The following is a 16,104-nucleotide window of genomic DNA, read 5'->3' on the forward strand; positions in this document are numbered from 1 at the left end:
ACAGTGGCTGTAGAAGAAGACCTCCCTGCACAAGAAGAAGTGCCTAGGCATGAATGAACCCGTCATCGAGCAAGAAGCCGCTGCTGAGCTGGAGCCTCATCTGCATACCAAGATTGCAGGCGAGCCTTATTTGCAGCTGCCTGAAGACCTGTTTATTCCACCAGAGGCAATGCGGGTGTTTCTGGAAGCCTTTGAAGGGCCGCTGGATTTATTGCTCTATCTGATTCGCAAGCATAATCTCGATATTCTGACGATTAATGTCGCCGAAATTACGCGCCAGTACATGCACTATCTCGATCTCATGCAGGAACTGCAATTAGAGCTGGCAGGTGAGTATCTGGTGATGGCGGCCCTATTGGCCGAGATCAAATCACGCAGCCTGCTGCCTCGTCATCATCATGGCGAAGAAGATCAGGCCGAAGAAGATCCGCGTGCAGAGCTGATCCGTCGTCTTTTAGAGTATGAACGTTATAAAACCGCTGCTGAGCGGCTGGATCAACTGCCGCGTCAAGAAAGAGACCTCTTTCCTGTTCAGCCAGAGCGCCCTGATTTAGCGCAGCGCACCTTGCATCCTGATGTCGATCTACGAGAACTGCTGCTGGTGTTTGGGCAGCTGCTCAATAACAGCGCATTGATGGCGCATCACCAGATTAGCCGCGAACCCCTCTCAACGCGTGCGCGGATGAGCTTGATTCTGGAGCGTCTCGAACAGGCTGAAGCGCATCTCAGTCTGGCCGCTTTTTTTGATCCTGAAGAAGGGCGGGCCGGTGTCGTGGTGGCTTTTATGGCGCTTTTGGAGCTGATTAAGGAGCAGTTGGTGGAGCTGGTGCAGGTTGAGAGTTTTGCGCCGATTTATGCGCGCCTAAAAAAGGAGACCAGTCATGAATGAGACAGCTGCAGACTGGGTACAGTCCAGCCAAGGCGTGACCGACCTGGGCTTGGAGCGTATTCTTGAAGCCGTTTTGCTGGCGGCGCGAGGCCCATTAAATCTGGATCAGCTGCAAGCGCTTTTTGATCCAGAGGAACGGCCTGAACGGCGTGAGATCAAGCAAGCTCTTGAGGCTTTGCAGCAAGCAGCCTTGGGGAGCAGTCAAGAATTAAAAGAAGTCGCCGGTGGCTACCGCTATCAGATTAAGGCCGACTATGCGCCTTGGGTGAGCCGTCTTTGGGAGAGCAAGCCGCCGCGCTATTCCCGTGCGCTGCTTGAAACCCTGGCCTTAATCGCTTATCGCCAACCAGTGACGCGTGGTGAAATCGAAGAAGTGCGCGGTGTGAGTGTCAGCTCGCAGATTATTCGTACTCTTGAAGAGCGTGACTGGATACGCGTGATTGGTCATAGAGAAGTGCCGGGTCGTCCTGCTTTATATGCGACAACCCGCCACTTTCTCGACTACTTTAATTTAACCAGTTTGACGGAGTTACCCGAGCTAGATGAACTTCGTGCTCTGGCCGAACTCGAAACCGAACAATGGCAAGATGAGCTGGATCAAGCACCCGTGAGCCCCTTGCTGCTTGAAGAAGCATCCGATACGGCTATGGACGCTGAAGGCAATGAAGCTGCCGCAGCATCCCCCGTCGCATCAGAAGCCGCCCCATCAACGGCCAGTCGTGAACTGACCTTTGCTGATTTGGCGGCGCGTTTGTCTGATCCCTCAACCTCAGGTTGAAGATTTTATTGATCCCTAACCGTGTGTGAACACCTATGACGAAAAAAACACCCGCGCCGCAAAACAGCGCCGCGACTGCACCAGAGAGCGAAAAGCTCCAAAAAGTTCTTGCGCGTTCAGGCCTTGGCTCGCGTCGAGAAATGGAAGGCTATATCGATGCTGGCCTCGTCACGGTCAATGGCCGTGTTGCTCAGCTTGGCGATCGTATTTCGCCACGTGATCAAGTGACCTTTAAGGGGCGTCCTGTGCCCTTGAAGGCGGAAGAAGATCTGCCGCGTCGTGTGATCATGTACAGCAAGCCAGAAGGTGAGCTGGTGACGCGTAAAGATCCAGAAGGACGTCGTACCGTTTTTGATCACCTTCCGCGCTTGCGGGGTGAGCGCTGGATTGCGATTGGCCGTTTGGATATCAATACCAGTGGTTTGTTGTTATTGACCAATGATGGTGAGCTGGCCAATCGGCTGATGCACCCTTCGCATCAAGTAGAGCGTGAATATGCTGTGCGTGTCATGGGTGAAGTGACTGACGACATGCTCAAAGCCATGCAAGAAGGCGTGATGCTGGAAGATGGCTTGGCTGCTTTCAGTGATATTCAGCTGGTTGGCGGTGAGGGGATCAACACCTGGTACCATGTGGTGATCAAAGAAGGCCGTAATCGTGAAGTGCGCCGTCTGTGGGAGTCTCAAGGTGTGACGGTCAGCCGCTTGAAGCGTGTGCGTTATGGCTCGATTTGTCTCGATAAGCGCACTAAAATGGGTGAGTGGATTGAACTGACGCAAGCTGAGGTTGATGATTTATCCCGTCTTGCAGGTTTAGAAAGCAAAACGGTTGCTGAAATGCAGGCTTCACGTTCTGCGCAAAAGAACCGTTCCAGCGCACGCAAGCCAGTGCATGCTATTGGTCGGCGGCAGCGTTAAAAAGAGCGTCAAAAAAGGAGTTAAAAAGGTTTTTTTGGTTTTTTTTATGCCAAGGGGGTTGCAAGAAGGCAAAAAAAAGCTATTATATGCGCCGCGCTAAGGGGTCGTTAGCTCAGTGGTAGAGCAGTTGGCTTTTAACCAATTGGTCGAAGGTTCGAATCCTTCACGACCCACCAAGCGCGAAAAAAACCTGATGAGGGTCGTTAGCTCAGTGGTAGAGCAGTTGGCTTTTAACCAATTGGTCGAAGGTTCGAATCCTTCACGACCCACCAGAATTCTAAAAGAACCGCCCTCACTAGGGCGGTTTTTTTATGCCTCTATACCGCTTTTTTATGCATTCAGCGCGGCCTCTCTCGACTTTATGCTATGATCCCTTTCTTTTCCCGATCACTGCAAAAGTAAGCTCATCGACCATGACTAGTGTTTATGATCAGCTCCTTGTACGCGAGCATCTTGCCAAGGCCCAGCCTGAGCCAGAACTTTCCCCCGAACAACAGCAGTTTTGGATCGAGCAGATTAAAAAGGATCTGCACGCGCGCAATGCGGTTTTGATCGCGCACTACTACACCCCCGCGGTGATCCAGACGCTGGCTGAACAGACGGGCGGCTTTATTGGCGATTCACTGGAGATGGCCCGCTTTGGTGCCCAGCATCCAGCACAAACCTTGATTGTGGCTGGGGTGCGCTTTATGGGTGAAACTGCCAAGATCCTCTCGCCTGAAAAACAGGTCCTGATGCCGACTCTAGAAGCCACCTGCTCCTTGGATATAGGCTGTGATGCCGAAGAGTTCGCTGCTTTTTGTGCTGAGCATCCAGAGCGTGAAGTGGTGGTTTATGCCAATACCTCCGCCGCAGTAAAGGCCAAGGCTGACTGGGTGGTGACGTCCAGTATTGCCTTGAAGGTGGTCTCTCATCTGCGTGAGCAGGGCAAAAAGATCATCTGGGCACCAGATCAACACCTAGGGCAGTATATTCAGCGCTCCACGGGAGCCGACATGATCCTCTGGAATGGGGCCTGTATCGTTCACGAAGAATTTAAAGCCAAGGGCATACTGGATCTGAAGAAAATCCACCCGACTGCGGCGGTGCTGGTGCATCCTGAATCGCCCCAGAGTGTGGTCGAAGTGGCAGATGTTGTCGGTTCGACTAGCCAGCTGCTCAAGGCGGCCTCGACCTTGCCAAATGAGGTTTTTATTGTCGCGACCGATCGCGGCATCTTCTATAAGATGCAGCAGCAGAATCCGACGAAGCGCTTTTTAGAAGCCCCAACAGCCGGTCAGGGTGCGACTTGCCGCAGCTGTGCGCATTGTCCGTGGATGGCGATGAATAGCCTTGAGCGTTTGGCCGCAACGCTGACCAGCGAGGCGGAGGAGATTCAAGTGCCGCCGCAGCTGATTGAACAGGCGTTGATCCCGCTGAAACGTATGCTGAGCTTTCAGGCTGAATAGTCAGCCCGATGCCCTCAACCCAGCTTCGGCTGGGTTTTTTTATGGGTGGTCGAGGCAGGCTGAGTGCCAGCGGATGCGGGAGCGCCTAGCAGAGGGAGGCAAGCGCGTCTTAAAATGGAAGCTGCACCCTAGGGCTTTTTTATCATCTCGATCTTGCTAAACTGGGGCCAGTGGGCCGATATCAGAGATCCGGCTTCCTTCATCGAGAACAAAAAGGAGAGAAGGCAATGACGAGTCATCCAAGCGCGGTGGTGCTGCCAATTGATGGTTCTGATGGGGCTCTGCGAGCCGTTGAGGCTGCAGGTGTACTGGCGCAGCAGTTTGGCGTTGAGCTTCAGCTGGTGTATGTGTTTTCCCATGAGGCAGTCGATCCTTTTGGCCTGAATGCCTTGGGCCAAACTGGCAAGAGTGCTGATTTTATCGATCCAGATCTGCTTGCACAGATTCAGCAGGAAAAAGCCACGGCCGTTTTTAGGCAGGCAGAAGCTCGCCTTGAAGCCATCAGTGGCCTCTCTGTTGTTGAGGTGACGTTGAAAGGTGATCCGGCGACCCAGCTGTTAGATTATCTAGCCCAACAGGCTGCGCCTTGGGTTGTGATGGGGCGTCAGGGTAAATCAACGCTGAAAGAAATCTTTATCGGCAGTGTTAGTCAAAAGCTGATCCATCGGGCAGGCTGTCCGGTGACCCTGATTAACTAAGCAGCCTTGATGAACGCGGCCTCTTTGGGCCGCGTCGTTCAGCAGAGGCTCCTGAGGCTGCCTGACTTGTCTCATCCACCAGTGATCCAGATGACTAAGCGGCATCACTGGTGGGTAGAAGGGCTCAAAAGCCCGCTGCGGCCAACTCCTCTGCCAGTTGATTCAGCTGAGCCAGCCCCTGAACATCTGTCTCCAGTAATGCCAGTCGTGGACGTGGAAGAGCGGCAAACTGCTGATCGATCTCATCCAGATACAAGGCTTCTTGTGCGCGTCGAGCTTGCAAGAACTGCCCATCAGCTGTTGCCGGCAAAACGCGATTGACCAATACGGCCGCGACAGGGATCTGCGCCTCTTGCAAAGAAGTGATCGCGCGGCGCGTCTCCAGCAAGGGGAGTTTTTCCGGCGTCATGACAAACAAAAAGGCATTCAGCTCAGGGTTTTGAATGCTATGGCGTGCCTGATAAAACAAGCGCCGTCTTTCTAGCAGCACCTGGGCAACCTGCTGTGTCTTTTCTTCTAGATGACGGATGGGCTCCCCTGCATCCAGTGGGCTGGCCAAGTTCTGACCCGCGCGTGGTGTCAGGTGTTCGAGCACCTTCCCCAATTCGGATGATTTTTTGTTGTGTGCCAGCAGGCCATCTGTCCACGCGGCCATGGCTTCAGGCAAGGCCAGCAGGCGCAGGGTGTGGCCTGTGGGTGCTGTATCAAAAATCACCAAATCATACTGATCGGCTGTACTGGTCATGATCTTGGCAATACGTTCCAACAGCGCGGCTTCCTGAGTACCTGGTGAAAGGCGGGTTAGCTGCATTTGCCGCTTCAGCTCTTTGAGCATGGCGGGGGCTGCAAAGTGCTGCATCTGGTTGATAACGCGTTCAAGATGCGCTTCGACTTCCTGATCAGGATCGATCTCGATAGCGTCCAGGCCGGGAAGAATCGCTTGAGGCTGATCACTCAGAGGCTGGTCATAGGCATCCCCCAGGCTATGTGCTGGATCCGTCGAGACGACCAGACAGCGCTGACCTCTTTGGGCTGCCAGTAAGCCCAAGGCCGCAGCGGTGGTGGTTTTTCCAACACCGCCCTTACCACCCACCCATAAAAAACGCCCTTTTAGCAGAGAGGACATGCATCGGCTCCAGACCAGGCATAGCTGCCTGGTGTTATCAGGTCAATGAGGTTCCTTAACAGCAACGGAAGTGATCGAGCGGAGAGTGTTCCATCCCTTGGCGGCAATGCCAATCGTGGAAGCGCTCTAACAGCAGGGGTTGCAGTTCCAAGGTGTAATAGGAGGCAGGATTCTGTATGCCCATCATCTCGGAAAACACGAGCAGCATAAACAGATCATCTTCATCACGGCGCGCTCGGGCTAAAGCACCACGATAGCGCGAAGAGTAGGCTTCTTCGGCAAAAAAACGGGCTTGACTGAGCCAAGCCCGAAGTTTTTCTGCCCGAGAAGGTGATGCGTTTTCTCGGGACATAGGTTTAATCTCCTGGGGCAGCTTGGGCTGTTTCTTGGCGCAAGCGTTTCAAGGTCGCCAAGCATTCCATGATGACCAGCAAGGCAGCACCCAGCACCACGATATCGAGGACCAGCAGGAAGTAGTTGCCCTGTTCATAGAAGGCGCGCAGCTGGGTCAGCAGTGCCAGCACAGTCATCACCAGCAGGAAGACCAGAGGTAATAGGGTATAGATGGCTGGGCGCTTCTGGCGTACCAGAATCACGGTGATCACCAGGAGCGTTAGGCCCGCCAGCAGTTGGTTGGTGGTGCCAAATAAAGGCCAGATGATCAGGCCGCCTGTACCACTGGCACCGCCAGCGCCAAAAGCCAGTAAGAGACAGCTGGCCACAGAGAGCCCAGTGGCCCAAGAGGGTTTTTTCATCCATTCCTGCTGATAGATACTCCCCCACTCTTGGAAGATATAGCGCTGCAAGCGCAGACCTGTATCCATGGTGGTACCAGCAAAGAGCGCGGCCATGACTGTCAGCAGCGTTGCGGCAGTGGTCATATCCAAGCCAAGGCCGTTATGGATGATATAGGCACCACCATCAACAAAGGCACCCACGCCGCCTTGGCCGAAGGCAGTGTAAACTTGCTGCCAGTCAGTCAGTGAGGCAAAACCGGCTGTCGCGGCCAGAATCGCGGCCAGCGCCAGTGAGCCTTCACCCACCGCGCCAAAATACCCAACAAAGCGTGCATCGGTTTCTTTATCCAGCTGCTTGGAGGTGGTACCAGATGAAACCAGACCATGGAAGCCAGAAATCGCGCCGCAGGCAATGGTGACAAACAGCAGCGGTAGGATTGAGGGTGTCCCTGCTGGCAGGTTGTCATTCAGCATGGGTGCCACCATCACCGGATTAAACAGAATCAGCGCACCGTAGAGCACTAAAAGGCCGATAAAGAGCTGTAAGCCATTGATATAGTCGCGGGGCTGTAAGAGTACCCAAACAGGCAGTAGAGAAGCCACGGCGGCATAGGCAAACAGAATCAGTATCCAGATAGCGTTACCAGAGACAGGGCCGACTTCGCTGGGCATTTGGATAGGCGCGCTAGGACCAATGAAGATCAGCGCATAGAGTGCAATGACCCCTAACACAGAAACCAGAGGCAGGCTGAGCAGGCGGCGATAGATCAGCTGACCGATAATCAGTGCCACCAGAATTGCGCCCCAAACAGGCACGACGGCGGTGGGGTAGTTCATCATCAAGTTAGAGATAACTACGGCAAAAACAGCATTCACCATCAAGAGCACGAGAAAAATCACGATCATGAAAATACTGCGTGCTCGAGTACTGACGACTTCGCCGGTCAAAGCACCAATCGATTTGGCCTTGTTGCGTACACTGGCCCAGATGGCACCAAAATCATGCACACCGGCAAAAAAGATGGTGCCTAAAATGACCCACAGAAAAGCTGGGCCCCAGCCCCAGATGACCGCAATGGCAGGCCCAACGATCGGCGCTGCACCGGCCACTGAGGTAAAGTGATGGCCCCACAACACATAGCGGTTGGTAGGCACATAATCTATACCATCCTGATAGGTGTGAGCGGGTGTTTTGAAATTAGGGTCTAAACGATAGATTTTTTCGGCAATAAATTTCGAATAGAAAAAATAGCCGGCAGTCATGCCAGCAATGCCGAGCAAGAGGACAATTACAGCGCTCATGACGCTCTCCTTAGGTTTGTTGTTATGCTTCGCTCTAGCTGCACCGCTTTTATAGCCCAGAGAGAAGGAGCAGGTCAAATTTGCTGTTATGTAGGTGTGGGGCCTAAAACCCTTGTCAGTAAAGGGTTTTAGGCAAGAGGAAGGTTGAGCTAAAGTGGAATGAGATACGAGATGGGCTGCCCAGATTAGCTGGATGGCGTCTCTGATCCCGAGGATGCTGTTTCTTGCAAGGCACGTGGCCAGGCATTGACGATGGCCTTAATAAAGGTGGCCAGCGGAATCGCAAAGAAGACGCCCCAAAAGCCCCAGAGCCCACCAAAGAAGAGCACGGCCAGAATAATCGAGACAGGATGCAGGTTCACCGCCTCAGAAAAGAGCAGGGGTACCAGCACATTGCCATCCAATGCCTGAATAATGCCGTAGATCACGATGACCCAAACAAAATCGCTGGTAAAGCCAAATTGAAAGAGGGCAATCAGTGCGACAGGCAGGGTCACCACTGCGGCACCAATATAGGGCACCAAGACAGAAAAACCGACCAGCAGCGCCAGCAGTTCGGCATAGTTCAAGCCCAGCCAGCTGAAGCAGATCCAGGTCACACCGGCGACAATCAAGATTTCGAGGGATTTACCACGGATATAGTTGGCAATCTGTGCATCCATCTCTTGCCAGATTTGTGTCATCAGCTGGCGCTTACGTGGCATCAAGCTGATGACAAAGTCAGTCAACTTGCGCTGATCCTTGAGCATAAAAAAGACTAGAATCGGCACTAAAACCAGATAGACCAGCCAGGCTAATAGGCTTGGGAGACTGGAAAGAGATAAAGACACCAGCACTTGGCCGATATGGCGTAATTCACGGATGGCATCATTGAGCAGCGAGTTGGCCTGTTCTTGAGAGATCAGCTGTGGATAGCTCTCGTGCAAGCTATTGAGCCAGTCTTGAGTGATACGCAGCATGCCAGGTAGCTCACGAATCAGGCTGACCAGCTGATGCCAGATCATCGGTAACAGCCAGAAGATGGCCGCAACTAACAGACTCATAAACAGGCTGAAAGCGAGTAGAATAGCCAGCATTTCAGGGATCTTCAGGCGTTGCAGCTGTACCACCAGCCCCTGTAAAAGATAAGAAACAACCACCGCCGTCAGAAAGGGCATCAGCATGGAGCCGACAAAAATCAGTGCGGCAAAAAAGAGCGTCAGCAAAAGGGCAAAGATCACGGCCTCTTCATCGGAAAAGTAGCGGTGAACCCAGCCGTGGACAACACCTTTAAATGACATGTGATTTATCCCTTTTCAATTAAGAAGTAGTAGCGTTGATCCTGCTCATGACGTTCCAACATCTGGTGCTCGCTGAGCTGGGTGTAGCTGAATAAATCATCCCAAGAGCCGGGATCGCTGGCAATCACCAGCAGTTTCTGGCCGATCTCTAAACTCTGTAAGGCCAGTTTAGCCTTCAGTAGAGGCAGCGGACAGGCTAAACCTTGGGCATCGAGCTGTTGATCTGCGGTGTGCGCAAGCTGTGTAAAAAGACTGGAATCCATTGGGGTTTGCCTTGTCTGATAAAGTCACCCTAAGATACTGATAATGCCATTGAATGCAATAGGATTTGGAATGCGCCCATTGATGTTGAATCTTCTGTCTTGCTGGCGATTGCGCCTGCGCTTCTTGATCCACGCACTGCAAGGCGGATTGCTCGCCTGTCTGGTGTTGATCGCCCCCTTGCAAGCTGGAGAGGAAACACCTCTGCCAACCCTCGGGCATTCAGGCTCTTATGAGGTGAGCGTGCATCAAGAACACTGGTTGGGTCAGGCTTGGTTACGCCAGTTTCGTGCGCAGGCTCGACTCAAACATGATCCCGTCACCCAGTATTATCTCGAAGAACTGTTACAACGCCTGTCGACCTACAATCCGGCGCTAGAGATCCAGCAGTTGGATGTGCTGCTGGTGGATCAGCCACGCCTGAATGCTTTTGCGGTGCCAGGTGGTGTGGTCGGGGTGAATACTGGCCTGTGGGTCTTTGCAGTGAACGAAGATGAATTTGTCTCGGTGCTGGCGCACGAATTAGCGCATATCAGTCAAAGACACTTTGCCCGACGCCTTGAAGCCAGCCGTAACCTGCAGTGGTCGACGATGGCGGGATTGCTGGCGGGGATTCTGGTGGCCAGTCAAGGCCATGCTGATGCGGGGATTGCCACCATCGCCACAGCCCAGGCAGCCAATATTCAGTCACAACTCGCCTGGAGCCGCTCATTTGAGCAGGAGGCAGATAGAGTGGGGATGGAAACACTGACCGCAGCTGGCTATTCACCTCATGCCATGCCACGGATGTTTGAGCATATGCAGCGCCTTGCTCAATTAAGTGGGCGTGCTCCTGAGTTTTTAATGACGCACCCGTTGACGCAAAGCCGAATCGCCGATGCCTTCTCTCGTGCTGATCAAAGTGGTGAGGCTGATCGTATTACTCACGGACTGAGTTATGAACTGCTGCGGATTCGGCAGGTTTTTGCTCAGTATCCTGAGCCTGAAGAAGCCTGGTCATTCTTGCGCCGTCAGCCACTGAGTGATGTTGGTCGCGGCTATGCACAGCTGCTCAATCAGCGCGATGTCGATGCAGCTGAAGCAGTCTGGCAGACGCTGTTGGCAGCCGAGCCTGAACATTTGATTCTGCAATATCTGCGAATTGAATGGTTGATGCAGCAGCGCAGGTTTGAAAGCGCTGCAAGCCTGCTGGAAGATTGGCTGCGGGTGATGCCCGATTCGGCTTCTTTCTTATGGTTACAGGCTGAGCTGGCGCAAGAACAGCAGGATTGGCAGCAAGCCAGACGTACCCTGCAACGCCTCAGCCAGCTGCGTCCGCGTGATCCGTTTATCTGGTTTTATCTGGCAGAAGCGGCAGGGATGTCTGATCAGCGTGTGCTGGTGCATCAAGCGCGCGCTGAATACTTTCAGCTCACAGGTCGTTTAAGCCAGGCGGCCAATCAAATGGAGCTGGCGATGACGGCGGCTCAAGCTGAGCAGGCCCCTTGGGCGCGTGTTGCGGCGTTGCGTGAAAGGCAAAGAGAACTCCAGACCCTGCGTGAGCGTCTGGAGCAAACTGGCTTTTAATCAGTGGGTTGGTGTGCTGGCTTGCACAGCTTCCAGCACCGCCTGAGCATGCCCAGGGACCTTGACCTTGCGCCACTCTTGCAGCAGTACGCCCTGTTCATCAATTAAAAAGGTGCTGCGCTCTATGCCCCAGTGTTCTTTACCGTACATTTTTTTAAGGCGGATCACATCGAACAAGCGGCACAGTTCTTCGTCCTGGTCGCTGATCAATTCAAATGGGAAGGCATGTTTGGCTTTAAAATTTTCATGGCTGCGCATACCATCACGAGAGACACCGAAAATCAGCGTATTGGCCTGCTGAAAAGCGGGGTAAAGATCACGAAAATCCTGTCCCTCGGTTGTGCAACCGGGCGTGGAATCCTTCGGATAAAAATACAGCACCAGTTTTTTACCCTTCAGCTGAGCTGAGTCTAGCTGCGTTGCGCTGGTCGCGACAGCAGTGAAATGGGGTACTTCCTGGCCGAGTGTGACAGACATGTGTCCTCCAGTATTCAGTCGCTGATGATCAAGGTAGACTATAGCACACAGCTGAGTACGGCCGAATGCCAGTCGGATAGCAGCCTCTTAGGTCGCGAGGCTGGGCACAGAGAGCAGGCAAGACAGCGAGTGTTGGAGACCCCTCTGAGTCAGGGATGCAAACGGCAGGACAAGAAAGCACAGGATCAGAGATACATGACGCCCCTTTTTGGCAGCGGTTGATCAATATTGGAGAAGTAAGATGATTCAAGGTAGTTTAGTCGCACTGGTGACACCTATGACCCAAGAGGGCGAAATTGATTGGCCCGCTTTAGATCACCTGATAGATTTTCATCTTGAGCAGGGGACAGATGGTATTGTGGCCGCTGGTACGACAGGCGAGCCTTCCACCCTGTCCTTTGCTGAGCACTTTGATGTTATTCGCCGTGTTGTGGAGCGGGTACAAGGCAAGATTCCTGTTATTGCAGGTACAGGAGCTAACTCAACCAAAGAAGCAATCGAGCTGACTCGCTATGCCGGAGAAGTGGGCGCTGACTATTGCCTTTCGGCCACGCCCTACTACAACAAGCCCACCCAGGAAGGTCTCTACCTGCACTATAAGGCGATAGCAGAAGCCAGCCGCCTGCCGATTATTCTCTACAACGTTCCTGGGCGAACTGCCGTCGATATGCACAATGAAACTGTGCTGCGCTTAAGCCAGATTGACGGCATTATTGGCCTCAAGGATGCCACGGGCGATCTAGAGCGCGGCAAGGCGCTGATTGATGCTTTGGCCGATCAAGATTTTCTGCTCTTCTCTGGTGATGATGCGACGGCCTGTGATTTTATCTTGATGGGTGGTGATGGTGATATTTCGGTCACGGCCAATGTGGCACCGCGCCAAATGCATGAGATGTGTGTTGCGGCGCTGGCGGGTGATGCCAAGCGTGCACATCAAATCAACACGCGCTTGATGCCTTTGCACTCCAGTTTGTTTGTTGAATCCAACCCGATTCCAACCAAATGGGCTTTGTATGAGATGGGCATGATTGAGCGCGGCATTCGTCTGCCACTGACACCCCTGTCGGAAAAGTACCGCACCACCATCTATGAGGCCTTAGAAATGGCCGGAGTCTTAAAAGGATGAAGCATTTAACCCTGCGTGCCGCTCTGTTGGGCGGCGCTGCACTTTTGATTGTTGGTTGTGCACACCAAGATGCTGAATTTCGTGATCGTAATCGCGACTATCATCAGGCTCAGCCAGCGCACTTCCCCTTGCCGGACGCCTTCTCTGATCGTGCAACCATGCAGGTTGCTGAGCCAGAGGCACGCATTGATCGGCCGCGTCAGGTGCCACGACCAGCCAGCCTGCGTGTGCATGAAGCCGCAGAACTGGTTGAGCGTTTGCAAGAAGATCAGGGCGAATGGCTGCTGATTCAACGCAGCCCGGGTGAAGTCTGGCCAATGCTCTATGCTTTTGCGCAACAACTAGATTTGCCCTTAGAGCAGGCGCAGCCGCGTCAGGGCCTGTTGCAATGGGCTGAAGATCGCGCCAGTCGCCTGCCCGCACAGCGTATTCAGCTCCGCCAAGGTGTGCGCCGTGGTACATCCGAGGTGCGTCTCTTTTCTGTTGTCGATCAAGAGCGCTTAAGTTATAGCGATTATGATCAGGTGCGCTTGATGGCGCTGGAGCAGCATGTGCAAGCCAGCTTGCAGAGTGAGCAGCAGGGTGTTTCCTTGCAGGCTCAGGAGCTGAACACCGCACGTGTGGCCCGTCTGGTAGATCGCGATGGCCGCAAAGTGCTGCTATTGAACCTGGAATTTGAGCGCGCATGGGATGAGCTGTATCGCTTATTGCACAGTCAGTTTGATGATCAAAACCAGCAGCTGGTGGATTTCAACCGTCAGCAAGGCCAGCTCTACATTCGCTATGTGCCTGAGGCCGAACGCCAGAGCGGTTTCTGGGCTTGGCTATGGCGGCGTGCTCCAGCAGCCGATGCTCATTTTTATCAGCTTGACCTGACCGCTTATGGTGAAGAGCTCGATCTGGTGATGAATACGGAGCAAGGCGAACCCGCCCCGCTTGAAGTTGAAGAAGAGCTGCTCTTCTGGATTGAACGTCAGCTGCGCTAAGGGAGGTGGGGTGCGATCTTCAGCACATCTTCACTACACCTCTTTGGGCAGTGGCAGCCAGGGTAATGCGACCCTGGTGACCTTGGGTGCAACGGCGCTGCTGATTGATAATGGCTTTAGTGTCAAAGAACTCAAGCGGCGTCTGGCCCGTGTTGGCTATACACCCGAAGACTTAACCGCCGTACTGGTGACGCACGAACATGGCGATCATATTGCCGGCGTGGGAGCATTGGTGCGGCGCTATCGTCTGCCTCTTTACCTCACCGCAGGCACCCGTATTAGCGGTCGGCTTGGCGGTGAGGTGCCAGACTGGCGGCTCATTCAGCCTGAGCATAGCTTTGCTATTCAGGATATTGAAGTCTGGCCGATCACTGTGCCGCACGACGCCCGCGAGCCAGTGCAGTTTATCCTCGGTGATGGTGCTCATCGTTTAGGTGTACTGACGGATCTGGGCTGTATCACCCCTCATATTGTGCGCCATTATCGACGCTGCCAAGCGCTGATTTTAGAGGCCAATCATGATCCTGTGCTATTAGCCAACGGCCCTTATCCACCTTCTTTAAAAAAGCGTGTTGCGGGTGAGTATGGCCATTTGAGCAATCAACAGGCCGCTGATTTTCTTGCTCAGATGGATCAGGCCCAGCTGAAGGATGTGATTGCCTCGCACTTGAGTGAAAAGAACAATGATCAGCAGCTGGCTCGGACCACTCTGGCCCAATCCCTGTCCACGACACCGGACTGGATCGCTCTGGCGGATCAGGAGGAAGGTTTTGCCTGGCGTGCTTTGGGTGGCTAAAAACTTTGTGTGGCTAAAAACTTTGTGTGGATAAAAGAGGCCGCAGCGAAAAGACTTTTGCTGTCATGCACCAGGCTTGCTGGTAAAATGCCAGCCAATAGAAGCAACACCGAACTTGATGCGGATCGATCCACTGAACCGCCATCACTGACCAACTCTTGCGGAGATAGATGTGGAAAAGCGCGAAGAACTCTACTCAGGTAAGGCTAAGTCTGTTTATAAAACAGATGATGCTGATTTTTTGATTCTCCATTTTCGTGATGATACCAGTGCTTTTGATGGCAAGAAAAAAGAGCAGCTGGCGCGTAAAGGTCAGGTTAATAATCTGTTTAACGCTTTTATTATGGAGAAGCTCAAGGCCGCAGGCATTCCCACGCATTTTGAGCGCTGCTTAAGCGAGCGTGATGCGCTGGTCAAAAACATGCAGATGCTGCCGGTAGAGTGTGTGGTGCGCAATATCAGTGCTGGTAGCCTGTGTCGTCGTCTGGGTGTGGAAGAAGGTCTGGAGCTGAATCCGCCGACCTTTGAGCTCTTCTTAAAGAACGATGCTCAGGGGGACCCAATGATCAACACGGCCTTGTGTGTGACCTTTGGCTGGGCAACAGAAGAAGAGATTCAGCAGATGAAGGCGCTGACTTTCCAGGTCAATGCGGTGCTGAAGCAGCTCTTTGATGAGGCTGGCCTGCTGTTGGTGGATTACAAGCTGGAGTTTGGTTTGTTTAAAGGGCAGATCACACTGGGAGATGAGTTCTCACCAGATGGCTGCCGCCTGTGGGATAAGGCCACGCGTGAAAAGCTGGATAAAGACCGTTTCCGTCAGGGTCTGGGTGGCGTGGTGGAGGCTTATGAAGAGGTCGGCCGCCGTCTTGGCATCGATTTTGATCCCCGCTTCTAAAAGTTGCGGCACCCCTTTGATTCCTGCTGCACCTATCCATCCACCCCAGCCCAGTGCTGGGGTGTTTGTTGATGGGCAGGCATGGCCCTATGAGGTCAATCTAAAGGCTGGAGTTCAACGATTTCCAATGTCTCTGCGTTCAGGTAGCGAAAGCGCACATTATGCTGGGCTAAGGCGACACCGTAGAGGCGCTCAGGTTGCGGCTTTTGATAGGCAGGTTTAGGGTCTTGGCTCAAGACTTGGATCAGCAGCTGCTCTAGCCAAGCACCTTCTGGGTGCACGGCCAGCTGTGCCTGCACGCTGAGGCTGAAGTGCACTGTCAGTGATGTGGGCGCGTCAGGGGCCCAAGCGGCCTGAGCTTCAGGATGCGCATCTGACCATGGCAGATAGGGCTTGATATCAAGAATCGGGGTGCCATCAATCAAATCCACACCTGATAGATGCAGCACCAGCTTTTCTCCTTGTTCAATCCTTTCTAAGCGCACTACCGATAAGCCCAAGCCATTGGGACGAAAGGTGGAGCGACTGGCAAAGACCCCGACCTTCTGATTGCCGCCAAGACGCGGTGGCCTGACCTTGGGCTTCCAACCTTGAGCCTGAGTTTGATGAAAGACAAAAGTCAGCCATAAATGAGAGTAGGTCTCTAGCCCTGCGACGCAATCAGGATGGTTATAGGGTGCGACCAATACCAGCTGCGCGCGTGCTGCCGGTGCTAATCCGGGTTGGCGCGGCACGGCAAACTTCTCGTGATAGCAGGAGCGCAGCCAGCCGATGGGCTCCATCACCCAGCGGCGGTCTTCAGATGCGTGTCTCGACATGGCC

General features: G+C 53.5%; 17 protein-coding genes and 2 tRNA genes. 12 read left to right on the forward strand and 7 right to left on the reverse strand.

Going from position 1 to position 16,104, the window contains the following annotated elements; translation table 11 throughout:
• Positions 1-49 precede the first annotated feature (49 nt).
• From V6U78_RS01070 to V6U78_RS01100, 7 genes are all read left to right on the forward strand, one after another.
• Positions 50-889 (forward strand): segregation and condensation protein A, encoded by an 840-nt coding sequence (locus V6U78_RS01070; protein WP_405336303.1) that lies wholly within the window; start codon positions 50-52, stop codon positions 887-889.
• Positions 882-1,667, forward strand: a complete 786-nt coding sequence (scpB, locus tag V6U78_RS01075; RefSeq protein WP_405336306.1) for an SMC-Scp complex subunit ScpB — start codon at positions 882-884, stop codon at positions 1,665-1,667. The genes V6U78_RS01070 and scpB overlap by 8 nt, the downstream gene beginning before the upstream one ends.
• Before the next feature lie 35 nt (positions 1,668-1,702).
• Entirely contained in the window at positions 1,703-2,584 is an 882-nt protein-coding gene (gene rluB, locus V6U78_RS01080) for a 23S rRNA pseudouridine(2605) synthase RluB (protein WP_405336309.1), read from the forward strand.
• A gap of 101 nt (positions 2,585-2,685) precedes the next feature.
• A tRNA-Lys gene (locus V6U78_RS01085) sits at positions 2,686-2,760 on the forward strand.
• Positions 2,761-2,781: 21 nt separating this feature from the next.
• A tRNA-Lys gene (locus V6U78_RS01090) sits at positions 2,782-2,856 on the forward strand.
• Positions 2,857-2,997: 141 nt separating this feature from the next.
• On the forward strand, positions 2,998-4,032 hold the full coding sequence (gene nadA, locus V6U78_RS01095) for a quinolinate synthase NadA (RefSeq protein WP_405336312.1): 1,035 nt from the start codon (positions 2,998-3,000) through the stop codon (positions 4,030-4,032).
• Positions 4,033-4,259: 227 nt separating this feature from the next.
• Complete coding sequence (locus V6U78_RS01100; protein WP_405336315.1) at positions 4,260-4,730, forward strand: universal stress protein; 471 nt, start codon at positions 4,260-4,262, stop codon at positions 4,728-4,730.
• Positions 4,731-4,854: 124 nt separating this feature from the next.
• Here V6U78_RS01100 and V6U78_RS01105 read toward each other — a convergent pair whose 3' ends face one another.
• The 5 genes from V6U78_RS01105 to V6U78_RS01125 all read right to left on the reverse strand — a co-directional run bounded on the left by V6U78_RS01105 (position 4,855) and on the right by V6U78_RS01125 (position 9,438).
• The gene (locus V6U78_RS01105; protein WP_405336318.1) at positions 4,855-5,856 is read right to left on the reverse strand and encodes an ArsA family ATPase; all 1,002 of its coding nucleotides are present in this window, start codon (positions 5,854-5,856) and stop codon (positions 4,855-4,857) included.
• Positions 5,857-5,911: 55 nt separating this feature from the next.
• Positions 5,912-6,208 carry a cory-CC-star protein gene (locus tag V6U78_RS01110; protein ID WP_405336321.1) on the reverse strand — a complete coding sequence of 99 codons (297 nt, stop codon included), beginning with the start codon at positions 6,206-6,208 and terminating at the stop codon, positions 5,912-5,914.
• 4 nt (positions 6,209-6,212) lie between these two features.
• The gene (locus tag V6U78_RS01115) at positions 6,213-7,895 is read right to left on the reverse strand and encodes a carbon starvation CstA family protein (RefSeq protein ID WP_405336324.1); all 1,683 of its coding nucleotides are present in this window, start codon (positions 7,893-7,895) and stop codon (positions 6,213-6,215) included.
• Between the two features lie 185 nt (positions 7,896-8,080).
• On the reverse strand, positions 8,081-9,175 hold the full coding sequence (locus V6U78_RS01120) for an AI-2E family transporter (RefSeq protein ID WP_405336327.1): 1,095 nt from the start codon (positions 9,173-9,175) through the stop codon (positions 8,081-8,083).
• A 5-nt stretch (positions 9,176-9,180) separates the two neighbouring features.
• Positions 9,181-9,438 (reverse strand): sulfurtransferase TusA family protein, encoded by a 258-nt coding sequence (locus V6U78_RS01125; RefSeq protein ID WP_405336330.1) that lies wholly within the window; start codon positions 9,436-9,438, stop codon positions 9,181-9,183.
• A 70-nt stretch (positions 9,439-9,508) separates the two neighbouring features.
• Between V6U78_RS01125 and V6U78_RS01130 the strand changes: the two genes are divergently transcribed.
• Positions 9,509-11,002, forward strand: a complete 1,494-nt coding sequence (locus V6U78_RS01130) for a M48 family metalloprotease (protein WP_405336333.1) — start codon at positions 9,509-9,511, stop codon at positions 11,000-11,002.
• On the opposite strand, the gene V6U78_RS01135 is transcribed toward V6U78_RS01130, so the two are convergent.
• On the reverse strand, positions 11,003-11,479 hold the full coding sequence (locus V6U78_RS01135) for a peroxiredoxin (protein WP_405336336.1): 477 nt from the start codon (positions 11,477-11,479) through the stop codon (positions 11,003-11,005). It lies immediately after the preceding gene.
• Positions 11,480-11,720: 241 nt separating this feature from the next.
• On the opposite strand from V6U78_RS01135, the gene dapA reads away from it, so the two are divergent.
• The 4 genes from dapA to purC all read left to right on the forward strand — a co-directional run bounded on the left by dapA (position 11,721) and on the right by purC (position 15,282).
• Positions 11,721-12,605, forward strand: coding sequence for a 4-hydroxy-tetrahydrodipicolinate synthase (dapA, locus tag V6U78_RS01140; protein WP_405336338.1), 885 nt, complete (start codon positions 11,721-11,723; stop codon positions 12,603-12,605).
• Positions 12,602-13,591, forward strand: a complete 990-nt coding sequence (bamC, locus tag V6U78_RS01145) for an outer membrane protein assembly factor BamC (RefSeq protein WP_405336340.1) — start codon at positions 12,602-12,604, stop codon at positions 13,589-13,591. The genes dapA and bamC overlap by 4 nt, the downstream gene beginning before the upstream one ends.
• Positions 13,592-13,601: 10 nt before the next feature.
• Positions 13,602-14,387, forward strand: a complete 786-nt coding sequence (locus V6U78_RS01150; RefSeq protein WP_405336342.1) for an MBL fold metallo-hydrolase — start codon at positions 13,602-13,604, stop codon at positions 14,385-14,387.
• Positions 14,388-14,559: 172 nt separating this feature from the next.
• Positions 14,560-15,282, forward strand: a complete 723-nt coding sequence (gene purC, locus V6U78_RS01155) for a phosphoribosylaminoimidazolesuccinocarboxamide synthase (protein ID WP_405336344.1) — start codon at positions 14,560-14,562, stop codon at positions 15,280-15,282.
• Positions 15,283-15,377: 95 nt separating this feature from the next.
• Here the strand turns inward: purC and tsaA are convergent, their stop codons facing one another.
• A complete protein-coding gene (gene tsaA, locus V6U78_RS01160) occupies positions 15,378-16,100 on the reverse strand; it encodes a tRNA (N6-threonylcarbamoyladenosine(37)-N6)-methyltransferase TrmO (RefSeq protein WP_405336346.1) in 723 nt (240 codons plus the stop codon).
• Positions 16,101-16,104 lie beyond the last annotated feature (4 nt).

The sequence above is a fragment of the Marinospirillum alkalitolerans genome, from assembly GCF_045055655.1.
Lineage (GTDB): Bacteria > Pseudomonadota > Gammaproteobacteria > Pseudomonadales > Halomonadaceae > Marinospirillum > Marinospirillum alkalitolerans.

Excerpts from the sequence above, each read along its gene's own strand:
- V6U78_RS01110 (WP_405336321.1), bottom strand. The coding sequence starts at position 6,208 with ATGTCCCGAGAAAACGCATCACCTTCTCGGGCAGAAAAACTTCGGGCT.
- bamC (WP_405336340.1), top strand. The coding sequence starts at position 12,602 with ATGAAGCATTTAACCCTGCGTGCCGCTCTGTTGGGCGGCGCTGCACTT.
- V6U78_RS01130 (WP_405336333.1), top strand. The coding sequence starts at position 9,509 with ATGCGCCCATTGATGTTGAATCTTCTGTCTTGCTGGCGATTGCGCCTG.
- nadA (WP_405336312.1), top strand. The coding sequence starts at position 2,998 with ATGACTAGTGTTTATGATCAGCTCCTTGTACGCGAGCATCTTGCCAAG.
- dapA (WP_405336338.1), top strand. The coding sequence starts at position 11,721 with ATGATTCAAGGTAGTTTAGTCGCACTGGTGACACCTATGACCCAAGAG.
- V6U78_RS01120 (WP_405336327.1), bottom strand. The coding sequence starts at position 9,175 with ATGTCATTTAAAGGTGTTGTCCACGGCTGGGTTCACCGCTACTTTTCC.
- V6U78_RS01135 (WP_405336336.1), bottom strand. The coding sequence starts at position 11,479 with ATGTCTGTCACACTCGGCCAGGAAGTACCCCATTTCACTGCTGTCGCG.
- rluB (WP_405336309.1), top strand. The coding sequence starts at position 1,703 with ATGACGAAAAAAACACCCGCGCCGCAAAACAGCGCCGCGACTGCACCA.
- tsaA (WP_405336346.1), bottom strand. The coding sequence starts at position 16,100 with ATGTCGAGACACGCATCTGAAGACCGCCGCTGGGTGATGGAGCCCATC.
- scpB (WP_405336306.1), top strand. The coding sequence starts at position 882 with ATGAATGAGACAGCTGCAGACTGGGTACAGTCCAGCCAAGGCGTGACC.
- V6U78_RS01070 (WP_405336303.1), top strand. The coding sequence starts at position 50 with ATGAATGAACCCGTCATCGAGCAAGAAGCCGCTGCTGAGCTGGAGCCT.
- V6U78_RS01100 (WP_405336315.1), top strand. The coding sequence starts at position 4,260 with ATGACGAGTCATCCAAGCGCGGTGGTGCTGCCAATTGATGGTTCTGAT.
- V6U78_RS01105 (WP_405336318.1), bottom strand. The coding sequence starts at position 5,856 with ATGTCCTCTCTGCTAAAAGGGCGTTTTTTATGGGTGGGTGGTAAGGGC.
- V6U78_RS01125 (WP_405336330.1), bottom strand. The coding sequence starts at position 9,438 with ATGGATTCCAGTCTTTTTACACAGCTTGCGCACACCGCAGATCAACAG.
- V6U78_RS01115 (WP_405336324.1), bottom strand. The coding sequence starts at position 7,895 with ATGAGCGCTGTAATTGTCCTCTTGCTCGGCATTGCTGGCATGACTGCC.